Source organism: Micromonospora sp. ALFpr18c (assembly GCF_008868155.1).
GTDB lineage: Bacteria > Actinomycetota > Actinomycetes > Mycobacteriales > Micromonosporaceae > Micromonospora.
In genome coordinates this window covers 1-17,126 of record NZ_WBKR01000036.1, presented here as the reverse complement: position 1 = coordinate 17,126, position 17,126 = coordinate 1, and the positions used below count along the sequence as shown (strand labels likewise).

Sequence of the window (17,126 nt, the reverse complement as noted above, 5' to 3'; positions counted from 1 at the left end):
CCGCGGCGCCGGAGCGGCCGGATCGGTCGTACCTGTTCCCCGCCGGCCCTCCGATGATCTCACCGGAAGAGCTGGCCGGTCGTCACTTGGTCGGCTGGGCCTTCGAGGTGACGGTGATGGTGCCCGCGGCGATGTCCGCCTTGATCTTGTCGACCTCTGCCTTCAGCTCGGCCGGGACCTTGCTGTCGAAGTCGTGGAACGGGGCGATCGAGACACCGGTGTTGGCCAGGGTGCCGACGAAGCCCGGCTTGGCCTCCAGCTTCTCGCCACCGGCGGCCTTCAGCACGGCCTCCTTGACGGCCTCCGGGATGTTCTTGACGACCGTCGTGATGATCGCCGAGCAGTCCGGGGTGCTCTCGCAGCCGTCGACATCCACCCAGATGGTGCTGTACTTGCCACCCGACGCCTTGGCGGCGGCGGTGGTGCCGAGGCCGGAGCCGCCGGCGACCGGCATGATGATGTCCGCGCCCTGGGCGACCAGCGCGTCGGAGACCTTCTTGCCCTCGTCCTGCTTGGCGAAGTCGTTGGTGAAGGAGCCCTTCTGGGTCTCCTTGTTCCAACCCAGCGCCTGGACGTTCTTGCCCTTGGTGGTGTTGTAGTACGCCACGCCGTCGACGAAGCCGTCCATGAAGATGGTCACCGGCGGGATCGGCAGACCACCGTAGGTGCCCACCTTGCCGCTCTTGCTCATCCCGGCGGCCAGGTAGCCGGCCTGGAACGCGGCCTGGGCGGTGTCGAACTGCATCGGGTAGACGTTGGCGTCACCCGGGTTGGCGTCGACGATGCCGAACTGCTGGTTCGGGTTCGCCTTGGCGATCTTCGAGGTGGCGTTGGCCATCAGGCCACCGACCGCCAGGATGAAGTCGCACTTCTGGTTGACGAACTGGGTCAGGTTCGGCTCGTAGTCGGGCTCGGACTTCGACGCGACGTACTTGATGTCGATGTTGCTGTTGGCGGCCTTGGCCTCCTGCAGGCCCTTCCAGGCCGAGGTGTTGAACGACTTGTCGTCGATGCCGCCGACGTCGGTCACCATGCAGGCGCTGTACTTCTTGGCGCCACTGCCGGCGTTGTTGTCATCATCGGGGGCCTCGCCACACGCGGCGGCGGTGAGCAGAAGCCCACCCACCGCGAAGATCGAGGCGATCCGCATCCCACGCACCGAGCGCAAGACGTCTCCTTCCCATTGCACACCGCGCCTAGTGCGGTGGCAGCCCATCAGCCGACCTGCGGGTGTGCCGCCGGCTGTCCCACGTTACGGACGGGAGCGTACGCCCGCGCCCACCCACCGGCCGACAATCGTGCACGACTGTTGAACGCCTGTTACCCGGGTGTAACCCTTGCGTGGGGCAAGTCACTCTTCGTGCTGGTAACCGCGCATGAAGGCGTCCCGAACGTCCGGTTCGCGGGGGCCATCCCCTCCACGGACGTTACCGCCAAAAGACCGCCACCGCCGCGTTGACCAGGGTCAGACCGACGATCGCGAGGAAGTGCCCGCGGTTGACCACGTCCCGCTTCCGGGAGAAGAAGACCATGACGAAGATCAGCAGCGCGATCACCAACTTCGTCACAAGCTTCGCCGGTGCCGGCTCGTCGTCACCGCCGCCGCGCAGCGGCGCGGCGAGCCCGAGGCCGGTCAGCAACTGGATCACGGCCCCCCAGAGCATGGCGGGGTTGATCCGCAGCCTGCCGCTGGCGTACTGGGCGATCGAGCCGCCGAGCAGCAGGGCGAAGCCGATCAGATGGACATAGAGGAGGATCAGTCGCAGTGCTTCCACGCCGCTCATCCTCCCCTATCAACGACGGTTTGTAGTAGGGGGTCCGGTGGTCGGCGCGTCACCACCGCTCAGCCCCACCGCCAGACCTGGAAGGTGGGGCCGTCACCGGGCAGGGTCACCGCCCCGTCCGGGCCGGGCCGCAGCGCGGGCGCTCCGCCGTACACGTTCTCGGCGGCCGGCAACCCGGCCAACCGGACCGGCACACCGGCTGCCCGCCGGGCCAGCACCAGCACGGCGCCGGTCGGCGCCTCGCGAAGGAAGACCAGCGTGTCCGGGTCGTCGTGCAGCCGGCGCAGACCGCCGTGGCGCAGCGCCGGCTCACCGCGGCGCAGCGCGATCAGCGCCCGGTACGCCGCGAACGTGCCGGTGTCCCAGGCGTCCGGCCGGTGCCACGGCATCGGGGTACGCGAGGATTCGCCGTTGGTGCCGGTCAGGCCCAGCTCGTCCCCGGCGAAGATCATCGGGGTGCCCGGCATCGTGGCGAGCAGACCGGCGGCCACCTCCTGCCGGGCCGCGTCACCGACCACCGTCCGGATCCGCGCCGAGTCGTGCGAGCCGAGCAGCTGCCAGGAGTGCACGTACGAGCGCCAGGAGATCAGTGAACGGTAGGTGCCCATGGTCGCCAGCACCGTGCCCGCGTCGCGGCGGGGCACCCCGCCCGGCGTACCCAGGAAGTTCGGCACCGGCTGGTCGCCGTGCCGCAGCCAGGACCAGACGGGGTCGGTGAAGCCGACGTAGTTCATGGTGCCGTGCCAGCCGTCACGGTCCAGGTCGCCGGTGTGGTCGTGGCCGTGCTCGGCCATCAGCAGGCCGTCCGAGCGCTCGTCGACGACCACCGAACGCAGCAGCGCCGCCACCTCGTGGGTGTACGCGTCGGCGCCCCGCCGGCCGGTCATGTTCGCCACGTCGACCCGCCACCCGTCCAGCCCGTACGGCGGGCGCAGCCAGCGGCGCAGTGCCGCGTCCGGCACGGTGGCGAAGCGGCGACGCAGCTCGGCGCTGCCCCAGTTCAGCTTCGGCAGGGACTTGACGCCGTTCCAGGACTCGTAGTCGCCGGCCTCGTCGAAGTAGTACAGCTCCCGCTCGGCGGCGTGCACGTCCGAGGACGCGGCGCTGAACCAGTCGTGACCGTCCCCGGTGTGGTTGCTGGTGATGTCGCCGAGCAGCCGCCAGCCCCGGGCGCGTACCGCGTCGGCGAGCCGGGCCAGCGCGGCGTCCCCGCCGAGCAGCGGATCGACCCGGTCGAAGCTGGCGGCGTCGTAGCGGTGGTTGGACCGGGCTGGGAAGATCGGGGTCAGGTAGACCGTGTTCACGCCGAGCCGGTCCAGATGGTCCAATCGCTCGGTGATCCCGTCCAGGTCACCGCCGTAGAACTGGTGCGGGGTCTCCGGGCCCCGCCCGATCACCGGGGTGTCCCAGTCGCACGGGATCGCCCAGTCCGGCAGCGGTCGGGCGTCGGCGCCCGCAGATCGGGCGAACCGGTCCGGGAAGATCTGGTAGATGACGGCGTCCCGTGCCCAGGCTGGCGGCGCGGCGTACGTGACCAGCTTGAAGTCACCATGGTCGGGCACGTCGTGGTCGACCACGCCGGCCGCGGTCAACCAGGTGGGGCCACGCCGACCGGAGAGCAGGAAACGGTAGTTGCTCACCGGGTTACGGGCCTCGACCTCGGCCCGCCACCAGACGGTGTCGCCCTCGACGCGGTCCACGGTGGCCTCCCGGAAGCGGGGCTCACCGTCACCGGTGGTGCGGACGTGCACCTGCCCGACGTCCGCGCCGACCGGCACCCGGACGAAGACGTCGACCGTCTCCCCCAGCACCGGCTCCTGCTGCGGGACGTAGCGGGCGGATCCGTCGTGGTGCGGCTGCCGCATGCTCATCCCTTGACCGCTCCGGCGGTCAGGCCGGACACGATGTAGCGCTGCAGGAGTTGGAAGACCAGCACGGTCGGGATCGCGGTGAGCAGGGTGCCGGCCGCGAAGATGCCGAAGTTGTTGTTGCGCTCGTTGCCCTGCAACATGCCGTACATGCCGACCGCGAGGGTCTTGGAGTCGGTGCTGGTGAGGAACACGTTGGCCATCAGGAACTCGTTGATGGTGCCGATGAACGCCAGCAGACCGGTCACCGCCAGGATCGGCGCCACCAACGGCAGCATGATCCGGAAGAAGACCTGGGCGTGCGAGGCCCCGTCCATGGTCGCCGACTCGTCCAGCTCCCGGGGCAGGGTGTCGAAGAAGCCCTTCATCAGCCAGGTGTTCACGCCGAGCGCGCCACCCATGTAGAGCAGCAGCAGGCCCCACGGGGTGTTGAAGCCGATCGACGGCCACAGGTCGGTGATCGTGCCGAAGATCAGGTAGATCGCCACGATCGCCAGGAACTGCGGGAACATCTGGATCAGCAGCAGCGAGAGCAGACCCACCCGCCGGCCGCGGAACCGCATCCGCGAGAAGGCGTAGGCGGCCAGCGCGGACAGGAACACCGACGCGAACGAGGCCACCCCGGCGATCAGCAGCGAGTTGAGGAACCACCGCTCGAAGGCGGTCCGCTCGAACAGCCCGCTGAAGTTGCCGAGCGACACCCCGCCGGTCGGCACCAGCTCGGTGGTGGAGAGCGTGCCGAGCGGGTTGAGTGCGGCGGACAGCACGAACACGATCGGGAAAAGGCTGAACAGCACGCCGAGCACGGCGACCAGGTGCCGCCAGCCGACCTGCGCGAACCAGCGGTTGCGCCGCCGGCCGGTGACGTTACGGTTGACTGCGGGCCTGTCGCCGGTACCCGCGGCCCCGCTCAGGGTGGTCACGAATACACCTCCTCCTGCTTGCGGGTCCGCCGGAAGCCGACCGTCGAGACCACGGCGACGATGGCGAAGATGAACAGCGAGATCGCGGCCGCGAAACCGAACTCCGCGCCCTGCCCGCCGAAGGCGAGCCGGTAGGTGTACGTGATCAGCAGGTCGGTGGCGCCGTTGGTCGGGTTGTCGGCCGGGAAGGGCGCACCCTCGGTGGTCAGGTAGATCGCGTTGAAGTTGTTGAAGTTGTACGCGAACGACGAGATCAGCAGCGGCGACAGCGCGACCAGCAGCAGTGGCAGGGTGACCGCGCGGAAGGACTGCCAGGGCGATGCCCCGTCGACCGAGGTGGCCTCGGTCAGCTCGCGCGGGATGGCCTGCAGCGCGCCGGTGGCCACCAGGAACATGTACGGGTAGCCGAGCCAGAGCTGCACCAGGATCACCGCGAAACGGGCCGTCCACGGCTGACCGAACCAGTCCACGTCCAGCCCGAACAGGTTGTTGATCAGCCCGAAGTCGGCGTTGAACATGTCCCGCCAGGCCAGCAGCATCGCGAACGACGGCATGGCGTACGGCAGGACCAGCAGCACCCGGTAGAGGTTCGTGCCGCGCATCCGGGGCGAGTGCAGCACGAGCGCGATGAGCATGCCGAGCAGGAACGTGCCGCCGGTGGAGCCGATGGCGAAGGCGAAGTTCCAGATCAGGGTGCCGAGGAACGGGCCGGAGATGTTCTCGTCGGTGAGCACCCGGGTGAAGTTGCGCAGCCCGACATTGATCTTCCAGCCCTGGGCCAGACGCTCGCCGTCGGCGGCGACGAAGGCGCCCACCTCCTCGTCGGCGGTCCAGGTCTGCCCGGTCGCGGTGTCCCGGACGCAGTCGCAGCCGGCCTCGTACGCCCGCACCGCCTTGCCCTCGTACGCGCGGGACAGGCCGCTGGATCGCAGTGCGCCGCCGGCGGTCGGGACCACCAGGTCGGTGATCTCCTTGCTGCGGGCGCTGGCCTGGCCGAAGTTCAGCACGGTGTAGCCGTCGGCGGCGGTGACCTTGCCGCCGGTGGCGACGGCGACGTCGTCGGCGTCGAGCTGGCGCAGCCCACCCGTGTCGCCGGCGGAGACCGTTCCGGTGGCGGGGTCGGTGACCAGGAAGACGAGCGGGCCGGTGGCCGGGTCGCCCTTGGTGGCGACCGACAGGGCGTACTCCGTGGAGCCGGGCAGCTGGGTGACCGAGGAGGTCTGGATCGCGACGATCGCCTCGTCCTTGCTGCCCCGGTGCCCGTCACCGAAGTTGGTGAAGGCGGTGCTGGCCGTGTAGAGCACCGGGATGACCTGGAAGGCGATCAGGAACAGGGTGCCCGGGACCAGGTACTTAGCCGGGATGTGCCGGCGGGTGAGGTACAGGTAGAACAGGCCGGCGGTGGTCGCCGCCAACAGGGCCAGGCCGGCCCACTTCTCGCCGTCGATGAGCGGGAAGGCCGCCCAGACCGCGATTCCGGCGGTCAGGCCGAGCAGGAGCACCTTGCCGACGAGGCCGGACAGGGTGATCGGCGCGTGGTGCGCGGCGCGGGAGCGCGGGGGCCGGGAGTCGACAGGCCCCCGGCCCGGGGTCTGCGTGGCAGACCCCGGGCCGGACAGCGGCGTACTCATTACTTGATCTGGCCGGAGATGGTCTTGCCGGCGGCGGTGATGGTGCTGGTCGGGTCGGCCCCACCGATGACGGCGGCCTCTGCCTTGCCGAACGGGTCCCAGATGGCGGCCATCGCCGGGATCGCCGGGAGCACCTGGCCGTTCCTGCCGGCCTCCTGGAACTTGGCCAGGTCCGGGTCGCTGCCCTTGACCTGGTCGAGGGCGGCGGTCAGCGCCGGCGGCCGGGGCTCGGCGTTGTACAGCGCGACGGCCAGCTCGGGAGTGGTCGTGTAGTTGGCGACGAACTCCTGCGCCAGCGCCTTGTTCTTGCCCTTGGCGGCGACGTAGAACGCCTGGACACCCACGAACGGCTGGGCCTCCTTGCCGCCGGCGAAGCCGGGGATGGCGGAGATGTCGTACTTGATGTTGGCCTTCTTGACGTCGGCGACCGCCCACGGGCCGGAGACCAGGTACGCGCACTTCTTGCCGGTGAAGGTGGCGATCGAGTTGGTGTCCGCGATGGAGCGCTTGAGCACACCCTCGCCCTTCTCGCCGAGCGCGCCGATCTTCTTGAACGCCTCGATCGACGCGGGCTTGCCCACACCGAGGTCCTTCGGGTCGTAGTCACCGTTCGCGGCGGCGCCGAAGAGGTAGCCGCCGGCCGAGGTGTAGAGGGGGTAGATGTGGTACGCGTCGCCGTTCTGGCCGACCTGGAGGCAGAGCGTCTCGGTGGCCTTCTTCTCCGCCTTGAGCTTCTTGCCGCTGGCGACCAGGTCCTCGATGGTCTTCGGCGCCTCGGGGGCCAGCTCGGTGTTGCGGATCAGCGCCAGGTTCTCCTGCGCGTACGGGACGCCGAAGAGCTGGCCGTTGAAGGTGACCGCCTTGATGGCGGTCTCGTTGAACGCGCTCTTCTGCGCGGCGGCGAGCTGCACCGGCTCGATGGCGCCGTTCTGCACCAGGTTGCCGATCCAGTCGTGCGCGCCGACCACCACGTCCGGGCCGCTGCCCTGCTGCGAGGCGGTGACGAAGTTGGTCTGCAGGTCCTTGCTGACGGCCTGGACCTCCACGGTGACGCCGTTCTCGGTGCCGAACTTCTCCGCGAACGGCTTCAGGGCGGCGGTCCGCTTGTCGTCCGCCCAGATCACCAATTTGCCGCCGGCGGCCTTGGGGGACTCCTTCGCAGCCGGCTTGTCGCTGTCGCCGCCACAGCCGGAGGCGGCGAGCGCCAGGGCGAAGAGGGCGACCACACCCGCGGTACGGATGCGCATCGGTACTCCTGTCGTCATGGCGGGTCCGCCGGGGGAAGGGCGGCCCGCCAGTGGGAACCTCTGGAAGTTCTTGCCATCCGGCGCATAGAACTGCGCCGCTGCTCTCGTATGTTGCGGGGACGTTAGCAAGACGTTGCAGATGATGGAAGGGCTTGCAGAGAGCCCCGCAAGAACTTGCCGGTGGGCTAAAGTGCCGCCATGCGCGCTCGACTGTCCGACATCGCCCAGCAGGCCGAAGTCAGCGAGGCCACGGTGTCGCGGGTGCTCAACGACCGCCCCGGCGTGGCCCCGGAGACCCGGCAGGCCGTCCTCACCGCCCTCGACGTGCTCGGTTACGAGCGCCCGGCCCGGCTGCGCAAGCGCAGCGCCGGACTGGTCGGCCTGGTGGTGCCGGAGCTGGACAACCCGATCTTCCCCGCCTTCGCCCAGGTCATCGAGTCGACCCTGGCGCAGAGTGGGTTTACACCGGTGCTCTGCACGCAGACCGCCGGCGGCGTCACCGAGGACGAGTACGTGGAGATGCTGCTGGACCGGCAGGTCTCCGGCATCGTCTTCGTGTCCGGCCTGCACGCCGACACCGCCGCCAACCACGACCGCTACCGGGCGCTGATCGCCCGGCCGCTGCCGGTCGTGATGATCAACGGGTACGTGCCGGGCATCGGCGCGCCCTTCGTCTCCTGCGACGACCGGGAGGCCGCCGAGCTGGCCGTGGCCCACCTCGTCGCACTCGGACACCGGCGGATCGGCCTGATCACCGGCCCGGACCGGTTCGTCCCGGTGCAGCGCAAGGTGGCCGGCTGGCGTGCCGCGATGACCCGGTTGGCCGGCGTCGCCGAGGCCGATCTCGGCCCGCTCGCCGAGCTGTCGCTGTTTGGTGTGGAGGGTGGCGAGGCGGCGGCCGGCCGGCTGCTGGACCGGGGCGTGACCGGCGTGGTCTGCGGCTCGGACCTGATGGCGCTCGGCGCGGTCCGGGCGGCACGCCAACGGGGCCTGACCGTTCCGGGCGATCTCTCCGTCGTCGGGTACGACGACTCGCCGTTGATGGCCTTCACCGACCCGCCGCTGACCACCATGCGCCAACCGGTGATCGCGATGGCGGTGGCCGCGGTCCGGGCCCTGGTGGACGAGATCAACGGGCACGGCGCACCGCACTCCGAGTACCTGTTCCGCCCGGAGCTGGTGGTGCGCGGCTCGACCGCGGTCGCCCCGGCCGACGCCCGCCACGGCGCGGGCGGGTCGAACCGGCGCCGGGGCGGCTCGTCGGCGCTCGCCGTCTCGGCCTGACCGCCGGCCCGCCCGTCTGGTGGGACACCAGGGGCCGAACTGCGGCCGCATCGGGCCGCCATTCCTTGCGCAAGAACTGCTTGACTCTTGCAGCGCTTGGCCGGCATATTGCTGAGACACCCGCGCGGGCCGCCGGCCGCACCGCAACGGGTGCCACCGCGCCGGCCCGACACAGACGGGGAACGCCAACCGATGACCGCCAGCACCACCACCCCGCACCGCACCGCCGACGACGACTGGTGGCGCGCCGCGGTCGTCTACCAGGTGTACGTCCGCAGCTTCGCCGACAGCGACGGCGACGGTGTCGGTGACCTCCAGGGCATCCGGCAACGCCTGCCGTACCTGCACGACCTCGGGGTGGACGCGCTCTGGCTGACCCCCTTCTACACGTCCCCGATGGTCGACGGCGGCTACGACGTCGCCGACTACCGCGACGTGGACCCGATGTTCGGCACCCTCGCCGACTTCGACGCGATGATCACCGACGCGCACGCCCTCGGCCTGCGGATCATCGTCGACCTGGTGCCCAACCACACGTCCAGCGCGCACCGCTGGTTCGTCGACGCCCTCGCCGCCGGCCCCGGCTCACCGGAGCGGGCCCGCTACCTCTTCGCCGACGGCAGGGGCGCGCACGGTGAGCTGCCGCCGAACGACTGGGAGAGCATCTTCGGCGGGCCGGCCTGGACCCGCGTCGCCGACGGCCAGTGGTACCTGCACCTGTTCGACCCGGCCCAGCCGGACCTGAACTGGCGCCACCCGGAGGTCCGCGCCGAGTTCGAGGACGTGCTGCGGTTCTGGCTGGACCGGGGCGTGGACGGTTTCCGGATCGACGTGGCCCACGGCATGATCAAGGCCGAAGGGCTGCCGGACGTCGGCTTCGGCATCCTGACCACCGGCCAGCGCCAGGTGGAACTGCTCGGCAGGGGCCGGCTGCCCTACTTCGACCAGGACGAGGTGCACGAGATCTACCGCGCCTGGCGACCCATCCTGGACAGCTACCCCGGCGGCCGGATGGCGGTCGCCGAGGCGTGGGCCGAGACCCCGCAACGGCTCGCCCGCTACATCGGCCCGGACGAACTGCACCAGGCGTTCAGCTTCGACTTCCTCGACGCCACCTGGTCGGCCGACTCGTTCCGCAAGGTGATCGACACCGCGCTGGCCGAGGCGGCGGTGGTCGGCGCACCGACCACCTGGGTGCTGTCCAACCATGACAAACAGCGCCACGTCACCCGCTACGGCGACGGCCCCGAAGGGCTGCGTCGGGCCCGCGCGGCCAGCCTGCTGATGCTCGCCCTGCCCGGTTGCGCGTACCTCTACCAGGGCGAGGAACTGGGCCTGCCCGAGGTGCTCGACCTCCCCGACGAGCTGCGCCAGGACCCCGCGTTCCTGCGCACCGGCGAGAGCCGCGACGGCTGCCGGGTGCCGATCCCGTGGACCGGTGACCTGGCGCCGTACGGCTTCGGGCCGGCCGGCAGCGAGTTGAGCTGGCTGCCCGCACCCTCCACCTGGCAGGCCCTGTCCGTTGCCACGCAGACCGGCGTGCCCGGCTCGACGCTGGAGCTGTACCGGGCCGCGCTGCGCATCCGTCACGACCACCCGGCGCTGGCCGCCGACGCCGGCGGGATCACCTGGCTGGAGACCGGGCCGGGCGTGCTCGCCTTCTCCCGCGCCGCCGGCGACACCGTGCTGACCTGCGTGGTCAACCTGAGCGGGGCGCCGGTCCTGATCGACGGGTACGGCCAGCCGGTCGTCGCCAGCGCGGCGCTGACCGGGGAGGGCTCCGGCCATCTGCTGCCGGTTGACGCGGCCGTCTGGTTGGAACGCCGCTGAGCGGGTAACCCGTTCTCGACCTGGTCGTCCGTCGTGCCCCGCGCCAACGGGCGACTGGGCTACCGGCCCCTTGTGGTGGGGGGTGAGGTGGTGCCGGCGCCACGCGGAGTCCGCTCCGCGCGGCGCCGGTGTCCGTCTGCGCGGCGCTGGGTGCCGACCAGCGTCACTTCGCCGTGAGCAGCGCCGCGATCCGGGTGAAGCCGGCGCGGACCTCGGCCTCGTTCGGCGGCTCGGTGGGCTCGCCGTGGCCCGCCTCGTCGGCAGCGGCGTCCAACTCCTCGTCGATCACGTCCTCGAAGTCGCCGTACAGGTCGGCTCCCTCGACCTGACGCGCCTCGTCCTCGGCGGCGACCTGCGCGGCGGCGATCTCGCTGCGGATCTCGTCGGCCGACAGCGCCGGCAGCAGCGGCTCCACCACGGCCATCAGCTGCTCATCGGCCACCACCGCCTCGGCCAGCGCCAACGCGTGCGGTCGCTCGTACGGTCCACAGACCACGGGCTCCCACTCGTCGAGGTCACCGAGCGGACCGAAAGTGATGATCCACGGCAGGCCGAGCATCGGCGAGTCGGCCGGCAGGTCCAGTGTCATGAGTGCGCCCACCGGCTCATCATGGTCCGCAAACGCGAGTGTCGGACGCGGTTCGCGGCAGTACCGCCCGTCCGGCGGGGGTTCTCGGGCCGGTCAGCCGGGACGGGTCGCGTCCAGGGCGGCACGGACCAGGGCGAGCGCGGTGGCGGGCGGTACGCCCAGCCGGGCCGCCTCCGCCGCGTAGCCGGCCGCCGACCGGTGCAGCCGGTCGACCGCGTCGTCCCGGCCGGGCGCGACGAAGGTCCCGTTGCGCCCCCGGGTCTCCAGCAGGCCGGCCGTCTCCAACTCCCGGTACGCCCGCGCCACCGTGTTCGCGGCCAGCCGCAGGTCGGCGGCGAGCTGCCGGACGGTGGGCAGGCGGCTGCCCACCGGCAACCGGCCGTCGCCGATCAGCCCGGCGAGCTGCACCCGCACCTGCTCGTACGGGGGCACCGACGAGTCCGGGTCGACCGTGATCAGCACCTGCGCACCGTCCGCCATCAGCCCGCACCGCCCGGTGCCCCGGGGTCGGTGTCCTCGTCGAGATCCACCGGCGGGGCACCTTCCGCCAGGTCCACCACCCGCCCCTTCGTGCTGGTCGCGAGCAGCGCCGCCCCGAACAGCACCAACTGGTTGAGCAGGTAGAGGTAGAGCAGCAGACCGACCGCGCCGGCCACCACCGTGTACGCCGGGTTCCGCTCGGTGCGTACCACGTAGTACCGCCCGACCGTGTTGAGCAGCGTGATGCCGACGGCGACCAGCAGCACCACCGGGCGCAGCCGGGACCGGCTCATCCGCAGCCGGGGCACCGCGAGCAGCAGCGCGGTGGCGAGGACCGCGTTGACCAGCACGCTGAGCACGGCGCTGATCGTGGTCAGGCCGACCGACCCGGTGCTGCGCAGCAGGAAACGCAGCAACGACTCCAACGCGTCCACCGCCGCCACCGAGAGGCCGAGCAGCACGAAGACGCCGATCATCACGCCCAGGTCGACCAGCCGCCGGACCACGAGGTTGCCCGGCTGCTGGTTGAGGGCGTACATGAGCCGCTGGGAGGAGCGGATCGCTTCCACCCAACCGATGCCGGTGAAGACCAGGATGACGAGACCGACCACGCCCACGGTGCCGCTGGAGTTGGCGATCTGCTGCGCGTCCAGGAACGGCAGGTTCTCCTTCAGGAACCCGGCCGCCGCCGTACTGACCTCGTCGTTGTCCTCCAGGATCGCGCCGAAGATGGAGTACGCGACCAGAGCGAGCGCGAAGACCGCGAAGAAGCCGTAGTAGGCGATCGCCGCGGCCAGCCGCCCGGCGAGCACCTCGGCGTAGAGCGTTCCGGCGCGCCACACGTGGTCGAAGAGGCCGGATCGGCCGCGCGCGGCACTCACCCAGCGGTCGATGCCCGCCTCGATCTGGCCGATCACGTTCACGCGATCATCCTCGCCGATCTCCCACCGCCGTAGTGGCAACCGGCTTCCGATGCTCGCCGACCGGCGCGTCGCCGGCCGTTCAGTCGCCGAGCCGGAAGTCCCGACGCGGCTGCCACCGGGCCTGTCCGCTGTGCGAGAAGAGGGTGAACGCGTCGACCTCGAACATCGCCGAGAAGTCGGCGAGGTCCTCGTACGCCTTGTCCAGAGCCTCCGGCGCGACGTCCTGCGCCACGGTGACGTGCGGATGGTACGGGAAGCGGGTCTCGCGGTGCAGGCCCGGCGCGGCGGCGATGGCCGCCGCCAGCAGTTCGCACTCGCTGATCCCAGCTGCCACCGCGACGAAGACCACCTGCGTCACCGGGCGGAACGTGCCGGTGCCCCGCAGGTGCAGCGCGAACGGCAGATGCGTGGCGGCGACGCCGGCCAGGTGCTCCTCGACGGCGGGCAGGTTGGCCGTCGGGATCTCGGTCGGCCCGAGCAGCGTCACGTGCGCGGGCACCGCGAGCGGGTCACCGGCCTCGACCCGTCGCCGGGTGAGGTGGCCACCCCACGGCTCCGGGATGTCCACCGCGATGCCGATCTGGATGGTGTCGCCGGCGGGCGGCACCCCGCCACTGCGATCCACGCTCCGCGCCGCCCTCTCGGCCACCGACCCGCCCACCTGTCCCGCGGCGCTATTCGCCGCGCACCGGCGGGAAGAACCCGACCCGCTCGTACGCCGACCGCAGCGTCGGCCCCGCCACCACCCGGGCCTTCTCGGCGCCGGCGGCGAGCAGCTTGTCCAACTGCGCCGGGTCGTCGAGGTACGTGCGGGTGCGCTCCTGGATCGGTCGGACGAACTCCGCCACCACCTCGGCCAGGTCCTTCTTGAGGTCGCCGTAGCCGCGGCCGGCGTACGCGGCCACCAGCTCGTCGATGCCGCGCCCGCTGAGCGCCGAGTGGATGGTCAGCAGGTTGGACACGCCCGGCTTGGTCTCGGTGTCGAAGACGATCTCCCGGCCGGTGTCGGTCACCGCCGAGCGGATCTTCTTGGCCGAGCGGGCCGGATCGTCCAGGAGGTCGATGATGCCGGCCGGCGAGGACGACGACTTGGACATCTTCGCCGTCGGCTCCTGCAGGTCGGTGATCTTCGCGGTGTCCTTGACGATGTGCGGTGCCGGCACCGTGAACGTCGTGCCGAACAGCGAGTTGAACCGCTGGGCCAGGTCCCGGGAGAGCTCCAGGTGCTGGCGCTGGTCCTCGCCGACGGGCACCGCGTTGGCCTGGTAGAGCAGGATGTCGGCGGCCTGCAGGATCGGGTAGGTGAAGAGCCCGACGCTGGCCCTCTCGTTGCCCTGCTTCTGCGACTTGTCCTTGAACTGCGTCATCCGGCTGGCCTCGCCGAAGCCGGTGATGCAGCCGAGCACCCAGGCCAGCTGCGGGTGCTCGGGCACCTGCGACTGCACGAACAGGGTGCTGCGCTCCGGGTCGAGGCCGACCGCGAAGAGCTGGGCGGCGGCCACCCTGGTCCGCTGGCGCAGCAGCGCCGGGTCGTGCCCCGCGGTGATGGCGTGCAGGTCCACCACGCAGTAGAACGCGTCGTGGGTCTCCTGCAGGGCCACCCAGTGCCGTACCGCGCCGAGGTAGTTGCCGAGGTGGAACGAGTCGGCCGTCGGCTGGATGCCGGAGAAGACGCGGGGACGGGCGGGAACGTCGGACATGGCGATAATTCTGTCAGCAAGCAACCGGGTCCGTCATGACGGGCCGGCGGGTCGGCCGCGGCCCGCCGGTGTGGGCGTGTTGACCTCGTGCGGCTTCCCCGCGTCGACCCGGCGGGTCGGCCCGACCGAGGCCCGACGCCGCTGCCCGGCCAGCGGATCCCGCGGCTGGCCCACCCCGGGCTGGCGCGACGGCACGGCGGCGGGATCGGGCCGCTGCTCCGCGGTCCGTGCGGCGGAGACCGCGAGGCGCGCCACCCGTCGTCCGTCCAGCGCCACCACCCGCAACGACCAGCCGGCCGGTGGGTCGGGCTCGTCGACGTCGACCGGCTCACCGGGCACCGACACCTCGTCACCGGTCACCGGCAGCCGCCCCAGCGCGGCCATCACGAACCCGCCGACCGTCTCGTACGGCCCGGCGGGCAGCACCACCCCGGTCCGCTCGGCGAAGTCGGACAGGTTGAGCCGACCGTCCACCACGGTGGGCAGGCCGGCGTGCACCGGGTCCGGAGCGGCGTCGTACTCGTCGTGGATCTCGCCGATCAACTCCTCGATCAGGTTCTCCAGGGTGACGATCCCGGCGGTGCCGCCGTACTCGTCGACCACCACCGCCAGGTGCTGGCCCTCCCGGCGCATCTCGGTCAGCGCGGGCAGCACCCGTTTGCTGCCGGGCAGCCGTTTCACCTCGCGGATCAGTTCGCCGACGGTGACGCACGGGTCGACGTCCGGGCGCAGCAGCACGTCGCGCAGGTGCACGAAACCCACCACGTCGTCGTGGGTGCCGTCGGTGACCGGGTAGCGGGTGTGCGTCTCGGCGCGGACCAGCCGGGCGGCCTCGGCGATGGTCAGCCGGGCGGGCAGGAAGACCACCTCGGTGCGGGGCATCATCACCTTGCGGACGAGGCTGGCGCCGGCCACCAGAACCTCGTCGATGATCCGCCGCTCGTCCGGGTCGAGCACCGTGTTCGCCGCGACCAGGTCCCGCAGTTCGGCTTCGGAGATGCGTTCCCGGCCGGCCGCCGGACCGGCGCCGAGCAGGTCGGTGACGAGGCGGCTGGCCCCGTCGGCGGTGCGGACCAGCACGCGGGCGACGGCCCGGGCGAGCGGGCCGGGGTCGCGGCGGGGCCGCCCCCGCGCGCGTCGCCGGAGCCCGGTACGGGCCGCTTCCCGCATGACAGAGATGGTAGACACCGTTCGCCTCCCGCACCGGGATTCGCGGACGACGGACCGTCATGTGCGGGTCTGTTTAATCATGAGAGATTATGATGGAATAGTGATGGTGGCGTGGTCGGCGAGGGTGCCCGCCGCGGCCGTAGGGTGATCACCGAAGGGCCAGTCCCGGGTGGGGTCGAAACAGGAGGCAACGACGTGAAACTGCTCGTCACCGGGGGCGCCGGCTTCATCGGCAGCGTGGTGACCCGGATGCTGCTCGACGCGGGGCACGAGGTCGTCGTCCTGGACGACCTGCGCACCGGCCACCGTGAGGCACTCGCCCCCGACGCGACCCACGTCGAGGCGTCCATCCACGACGCCGCCCGGATCGTCACCCCCGACGCCGGCTTCGACGGGGTGCTGCACTTCGCCGCCCTGATCGCCGCCGGCGAGTCGATGGTCAAGCCCGAGCTGTACTGGCAGACCAACACCGTCGGCACGCTCGCCCTGATCGACGCGGTCCGGGCCGCCGGGGTGCCCCGGATGGTGTTCTCCTCCACCGCCGCCGTCTACGGCAACCCCACCGAGCTGCCCATCCCGGAGACCGCGGTCAAGGCGCCCACCAACACGTACGGCGCCACCAAACTCGCCGTCGACATGGCGCTCACCTCCGAGGCCATCGCGCACGGGCTGGCCGCCGTCTCGCTGCGCTACTTCAACGTGGCCGGCGCGCACCTCGACGGCGACGTCTCGCTCGGCGAGCGGCACGACCCGGAGACCCACCTGATCCCGATCGCGCTGGAGGTCGCCGCCGGCCGGCGGGAGAAGCTCCAGCTCTTCGGCGACGACTACCCCACCGTGGACGGCACCTGCGTCCGTGACTACATCCACGTCGCCGACCTCGCCCGCGCGCACCTGCTGGCGCTGGACGCCGCCGCCGGCGGTCAGCACCGGATCTACAACCTGGGCAACGGCAACGGCTTCACCAACCGCCAGGTGGTCGATGTGGTCCGCGAGGTCACCGGGCGACCCGTGCCGGTCGAGGTGGCCCCGCGTCGCGAGGGCGACCCCGCCGAACTCGTCGCCTCCTCCGCACTGGCCCGCGACGAGCTGGGCTGGGTGCCCGAGAAGCCGACCCTGCACGACATGGTCGGCGACGCCTGGGCCTTCTACCGCGCGCACGTCCTGGAGCAGTCATGACCAACCCCACCGGTGACGTCGCCGAGCGGGCCGCCGAGGGTTTCACCAGCCAGTACGGCGGCGACGCGGCCGGCCGCTGGGCGGCTCCCGGTCGGGTCAACCTGATCGGCGAGCACACCGACTACAACGACGGGTTCGTGCTGCCCTTCGCGCTGCCACTGCGGACCGTGGTCGCCGCCGACCGGCAGGACGGCGAGCAGTGGACGGTCTGGTCCGAGCTCTCCGGCGAGACGATCACCTTCGGCGCGGACGACGTCGCCGAGCCGGGTCGGGTCACCGGGTGGGGCGCGTACGTGGCCGGAGTGGTCTGGGCGTTGCGCGACGCGGGCCACCCGGCCCCCGGTGCCCGGCTGGCCATCGCCTCCGACGTGCCGCTGGGCGCCGGCCTGTCGTCCTCGGCCGCGCTGGAGTCGGCCGTCCTCGCCGCCCTGCTCGACCTCGGTGGGCTGGACCTGCCCGCCGAACGGCAGCCCCGGCTCGCACAGCGGGCGGAGAACGTCTACGTGGGCGCGCCGACC

Annotated in this window: 15 protein-coding genes and 1 pseudogene; 4 read left to right on the top strand and 12 right to left on the bottom strand. The window is 71.3% G+C overall.

Translation table 11 applies throughout. From position 1 onward, the window contains the following. Positions 1-82 precede the first annotated feature (82 nt). The 6 genes from F8271_RS09740 to F8271_RS09715 all read right to left on the bottom strand — a co-directional run bounded on the left by F8271_RS09740 (position 83) and on the right by F8271_RS09715 (position 7,453). Positions 83-1,150 carry a BMP family protein gene (locus F8271_RS09740; RefSeq protein ID WP_151489387.1) on the bottom strand — a complete coding sequence of 356 codons (1,068 nt, stop codon included), beginning with the start codon at positions 1,148-1,150 and terminating at the stop codon, positions 83-85. A 277-nt stretch (positions 1,151-1,427) separates the two neighbouring features. Then, positions 1,428-1,775, bottom strand: coding sequence for a hypothetical protein (locus tag F8271_RS09735; RefSeq protein WP_151489373.1), 348 nt, complete (start codon positions 1,773-1,775; stop codon positions 1,428-1,430). Positions 1,776-1,843: 68 nt separating this feature from the next. Further along, entirely contained in the window at positions 1,844-3,655 is a 1,812-nt protein-coding gene (locus F8271_RS09730; RefSeq protein WP_151489372.1) for a glycoside hydrolase family 13 protein, read from the bottom strand. Then, a complete protein-coding gene (locus F8271_RS09725; protein WP_151489386.1) occupies positions 3,652-4,566 on the bottom strand; it encodes a sugar ABC transporter permease in 915 nt (304 codons plus the stop codon). The genes F8271_RS09730 and F8271_RS09725 overlap by 4 nt, the downstream gene beginning before the upstream one ends. Before the next feature lie 5 nt (positions 4,567-4,571). Beyond that, the gene (locus F8271_RS09720) at positions 4,572-6,206 is read right to left on the bottom strand and encodes an ABC transporter permease subunit (RefSeq protein WP_151489371.1); all 1,635 of its coding nucleotides are present in this window, start codon (positions 6,204-6,206) and stop codon (positions 4,572-4,574) included. Further along, the gene (locus F8271_RS09715) at positions 6,206-7,453 is read right to left on the bottom strand and encodes a maltose ABC transporter substrate-binding protein (protein WP_151489370.1); all 1,248 of its coding nucleotides are present in this window, start codon (positions 7,451-7,453) and stop codon (positions 6,206-6,208) included. Before F8271_RS09715 ends, F8271_RS09720 begins: the two co-directional genes overlap by 1 nt. A 198-nt stretch (positions 7,454-7,651) precedes the next feature. Between F8271_RS09715 and F8271_RS09710 the strand changes: the two genes are divergently transcribed. Further along, positions 7,652-8,737: a LacI family DNA-binding transcriptional regulator gene (locus F8271_RS09710; protein ID WP_151489369.1), complete on the top strand. Its 1,086-nt coding sequence runs from the start codon at positions 7,652-7,654 to the stop codon at positions 8,735-8,737. A gap of 192 nt (positions 8,738-8,929) precedes the next feature. Next, entirely contained in the window at positions 8,930-10,567 is a 1,638-nt protein-coding gene (locus F8271_RS09705; RefSeq protein WP_151489368.1) for a glycoside hydrolase family 13 protein, read from the top strand. 163 nt (positions 10,568-10,730) lie between these two features. Here the strand turns inward: F8271_RS09705 and F8271_RS09700 are convergent, their stop codons facing one another. From F8271_RS09700 to F8271_RS09675, 6 genes and pseudogenes are all read right to left on the bottom strand, one after another. Further along, entirely contained in the window at positions 10,731-11,168 is a 438-nt protein-coding gene (locus tag F8271_RS09700; RefSeq protein ID WP_151489367.1) for a hypothetical protein, read from the bottom strand. Between the two features lie 81 nt (positions 11,169-11,249). After that, positions 11,250-11,636 (bottom strand): GntR family transcriptional regulator, encoded by a 387-nt coding sequence (locus tag F8271_RS09695; RefSeq protein ID WP_151489366.1) that lies wholly within the window; start codon positions 11,634-11,636, stop codon positions 11,250-11,252. Next, complete coding sequence (locus F8271_RS09690) at positions 11,636-12,559, bottom strand: YhjD/YihY/BrkB family envelope integrity protein (protein WP_151489365.1); 924 nt, start codon at positions 12,557-12,559, stop codon at positions 11,636-11,638. The genes F8271_RS09695 and F8271_RS09690 overlap by 1 nt, the downstream gene beginning before the upstream one ends. A 79-nt stretch (positions 12,560-12,638) precedes the next feature. Beyond that, positions 12,639-13,208 (bottom strand): 2'-5' RNA ligase family protein, encoded by a 570-nt coding sequence (locus F8271_RS09685; RefSeq protein WP_225854345.1) that lies wholly within the window; start codon positions 13,206-13,208, stop codon positions 12,639-12,641. Between the two features lie 25 nt (positions 13,209-13,233). Further along, entirely contained in the window at positions 13,234-14,259 is a 1,026-nt protein-coding gene (trpS, locus tag F8271_RS09680; RefSeq protein WP_151489363.1) for a tryptophan--tRNA ligase, read from the bottom strand. 153 nt (positions 14,260-14,412) lie between these two features. Beyond that, positions 14,413-15,429 (bottom strand): annotated as a pseudogene (locus F8271_RS09675) (hemolysin family protein); the annotation flags it as partial. Positions 15,430-15,624: 195 nt separating this feature from the next. Here F8271_RS09675 and galE point away from each other — a divergent pair. Beyond that, positions 15,625-16,608: a UDP-glucose 4-epimerase GalE gene (galE, locus tag F8271_RS09670; RefSeq protein ID WP_151489361.1), complete on the top strand. Its 984-nt coding sequence runs from the start codon at positions 15,625-15,627 to the stop codon at positions 16,606-16,608. Next, a partial coding sequence (locus F8271_RS09665) for a galactokinase family protein (RefSeq protein ID WP_305069475.1) occupies positions 16,605-17,126 on the top strand: 522 nt, incomplete at its 3' end. The genes galE and F8271_RS09665, both read left to right, overlap by 4 nt.

What these genes read in the sequence shown, in the direction of transcription:
- F8271_RS09705 (WP_151489368.1), top strand. Translation starts at nt 8,930, where the DNA reads ATGACCGCCAGCACCACCACCCCGCACCGCACCGCCGACGACGACTGG.
- F8271_RS09730 (WP_151489372.1), bottom strand. Translation starts at nt 3,655, where the DNA reads ATGAGCATGCGGCAGCCGCACCACGACGGATCCGCCCGCTACGTCCCG.
- F8271_RS09740 (WP_151489387.1), bottom strand. Translation starts at nt 1,150, where the DNA reads ATGCGGATCGCCTCGATCTTCGCGGTGGGTGGGCTTCTGCTCACCGCC.
- trpS (WP_151489363.1), bottom strand. Translation starts at nt 14,259, where the DNA reads ATGTCCGACGTTCCCGCCCGTCCCCGCGTCTTCTCCGGCATCCAGCCG.
- F8271_RS09695 (WP_151489366.1), bottom strand. Translation starts at nt 11,636, where the DNA reads ATGGCGGACGGTGCGCAGGTGCTGATCACGGTCGACCCGGACTCGTCG.
- F8271_RS09710 (WP_151489369.1), top strand. Translation starts at nt 7,652, where the DNA reads ATGCGCGCTCGACTGTCCGACATCGCCCAGCAGGCCGAAGTCAGCGAG.
- F8271_RS09715 (WP_151489370.1), bottom strand. Translation starts at nt 7,453, where the DNA reads ATGCGCATCCGTACCGCGGGTGTGGTCGCCCTCTTCGCCCTGGCGCTC.
- F8271_RS09720 (WP_151489371.1), bottom strand. Translation starts at nt 6,206, where the DNA reads ATGAGTACGCCGCTGTCCGGCCCGGGGTCTGCCACGCAGACCCCGGGC.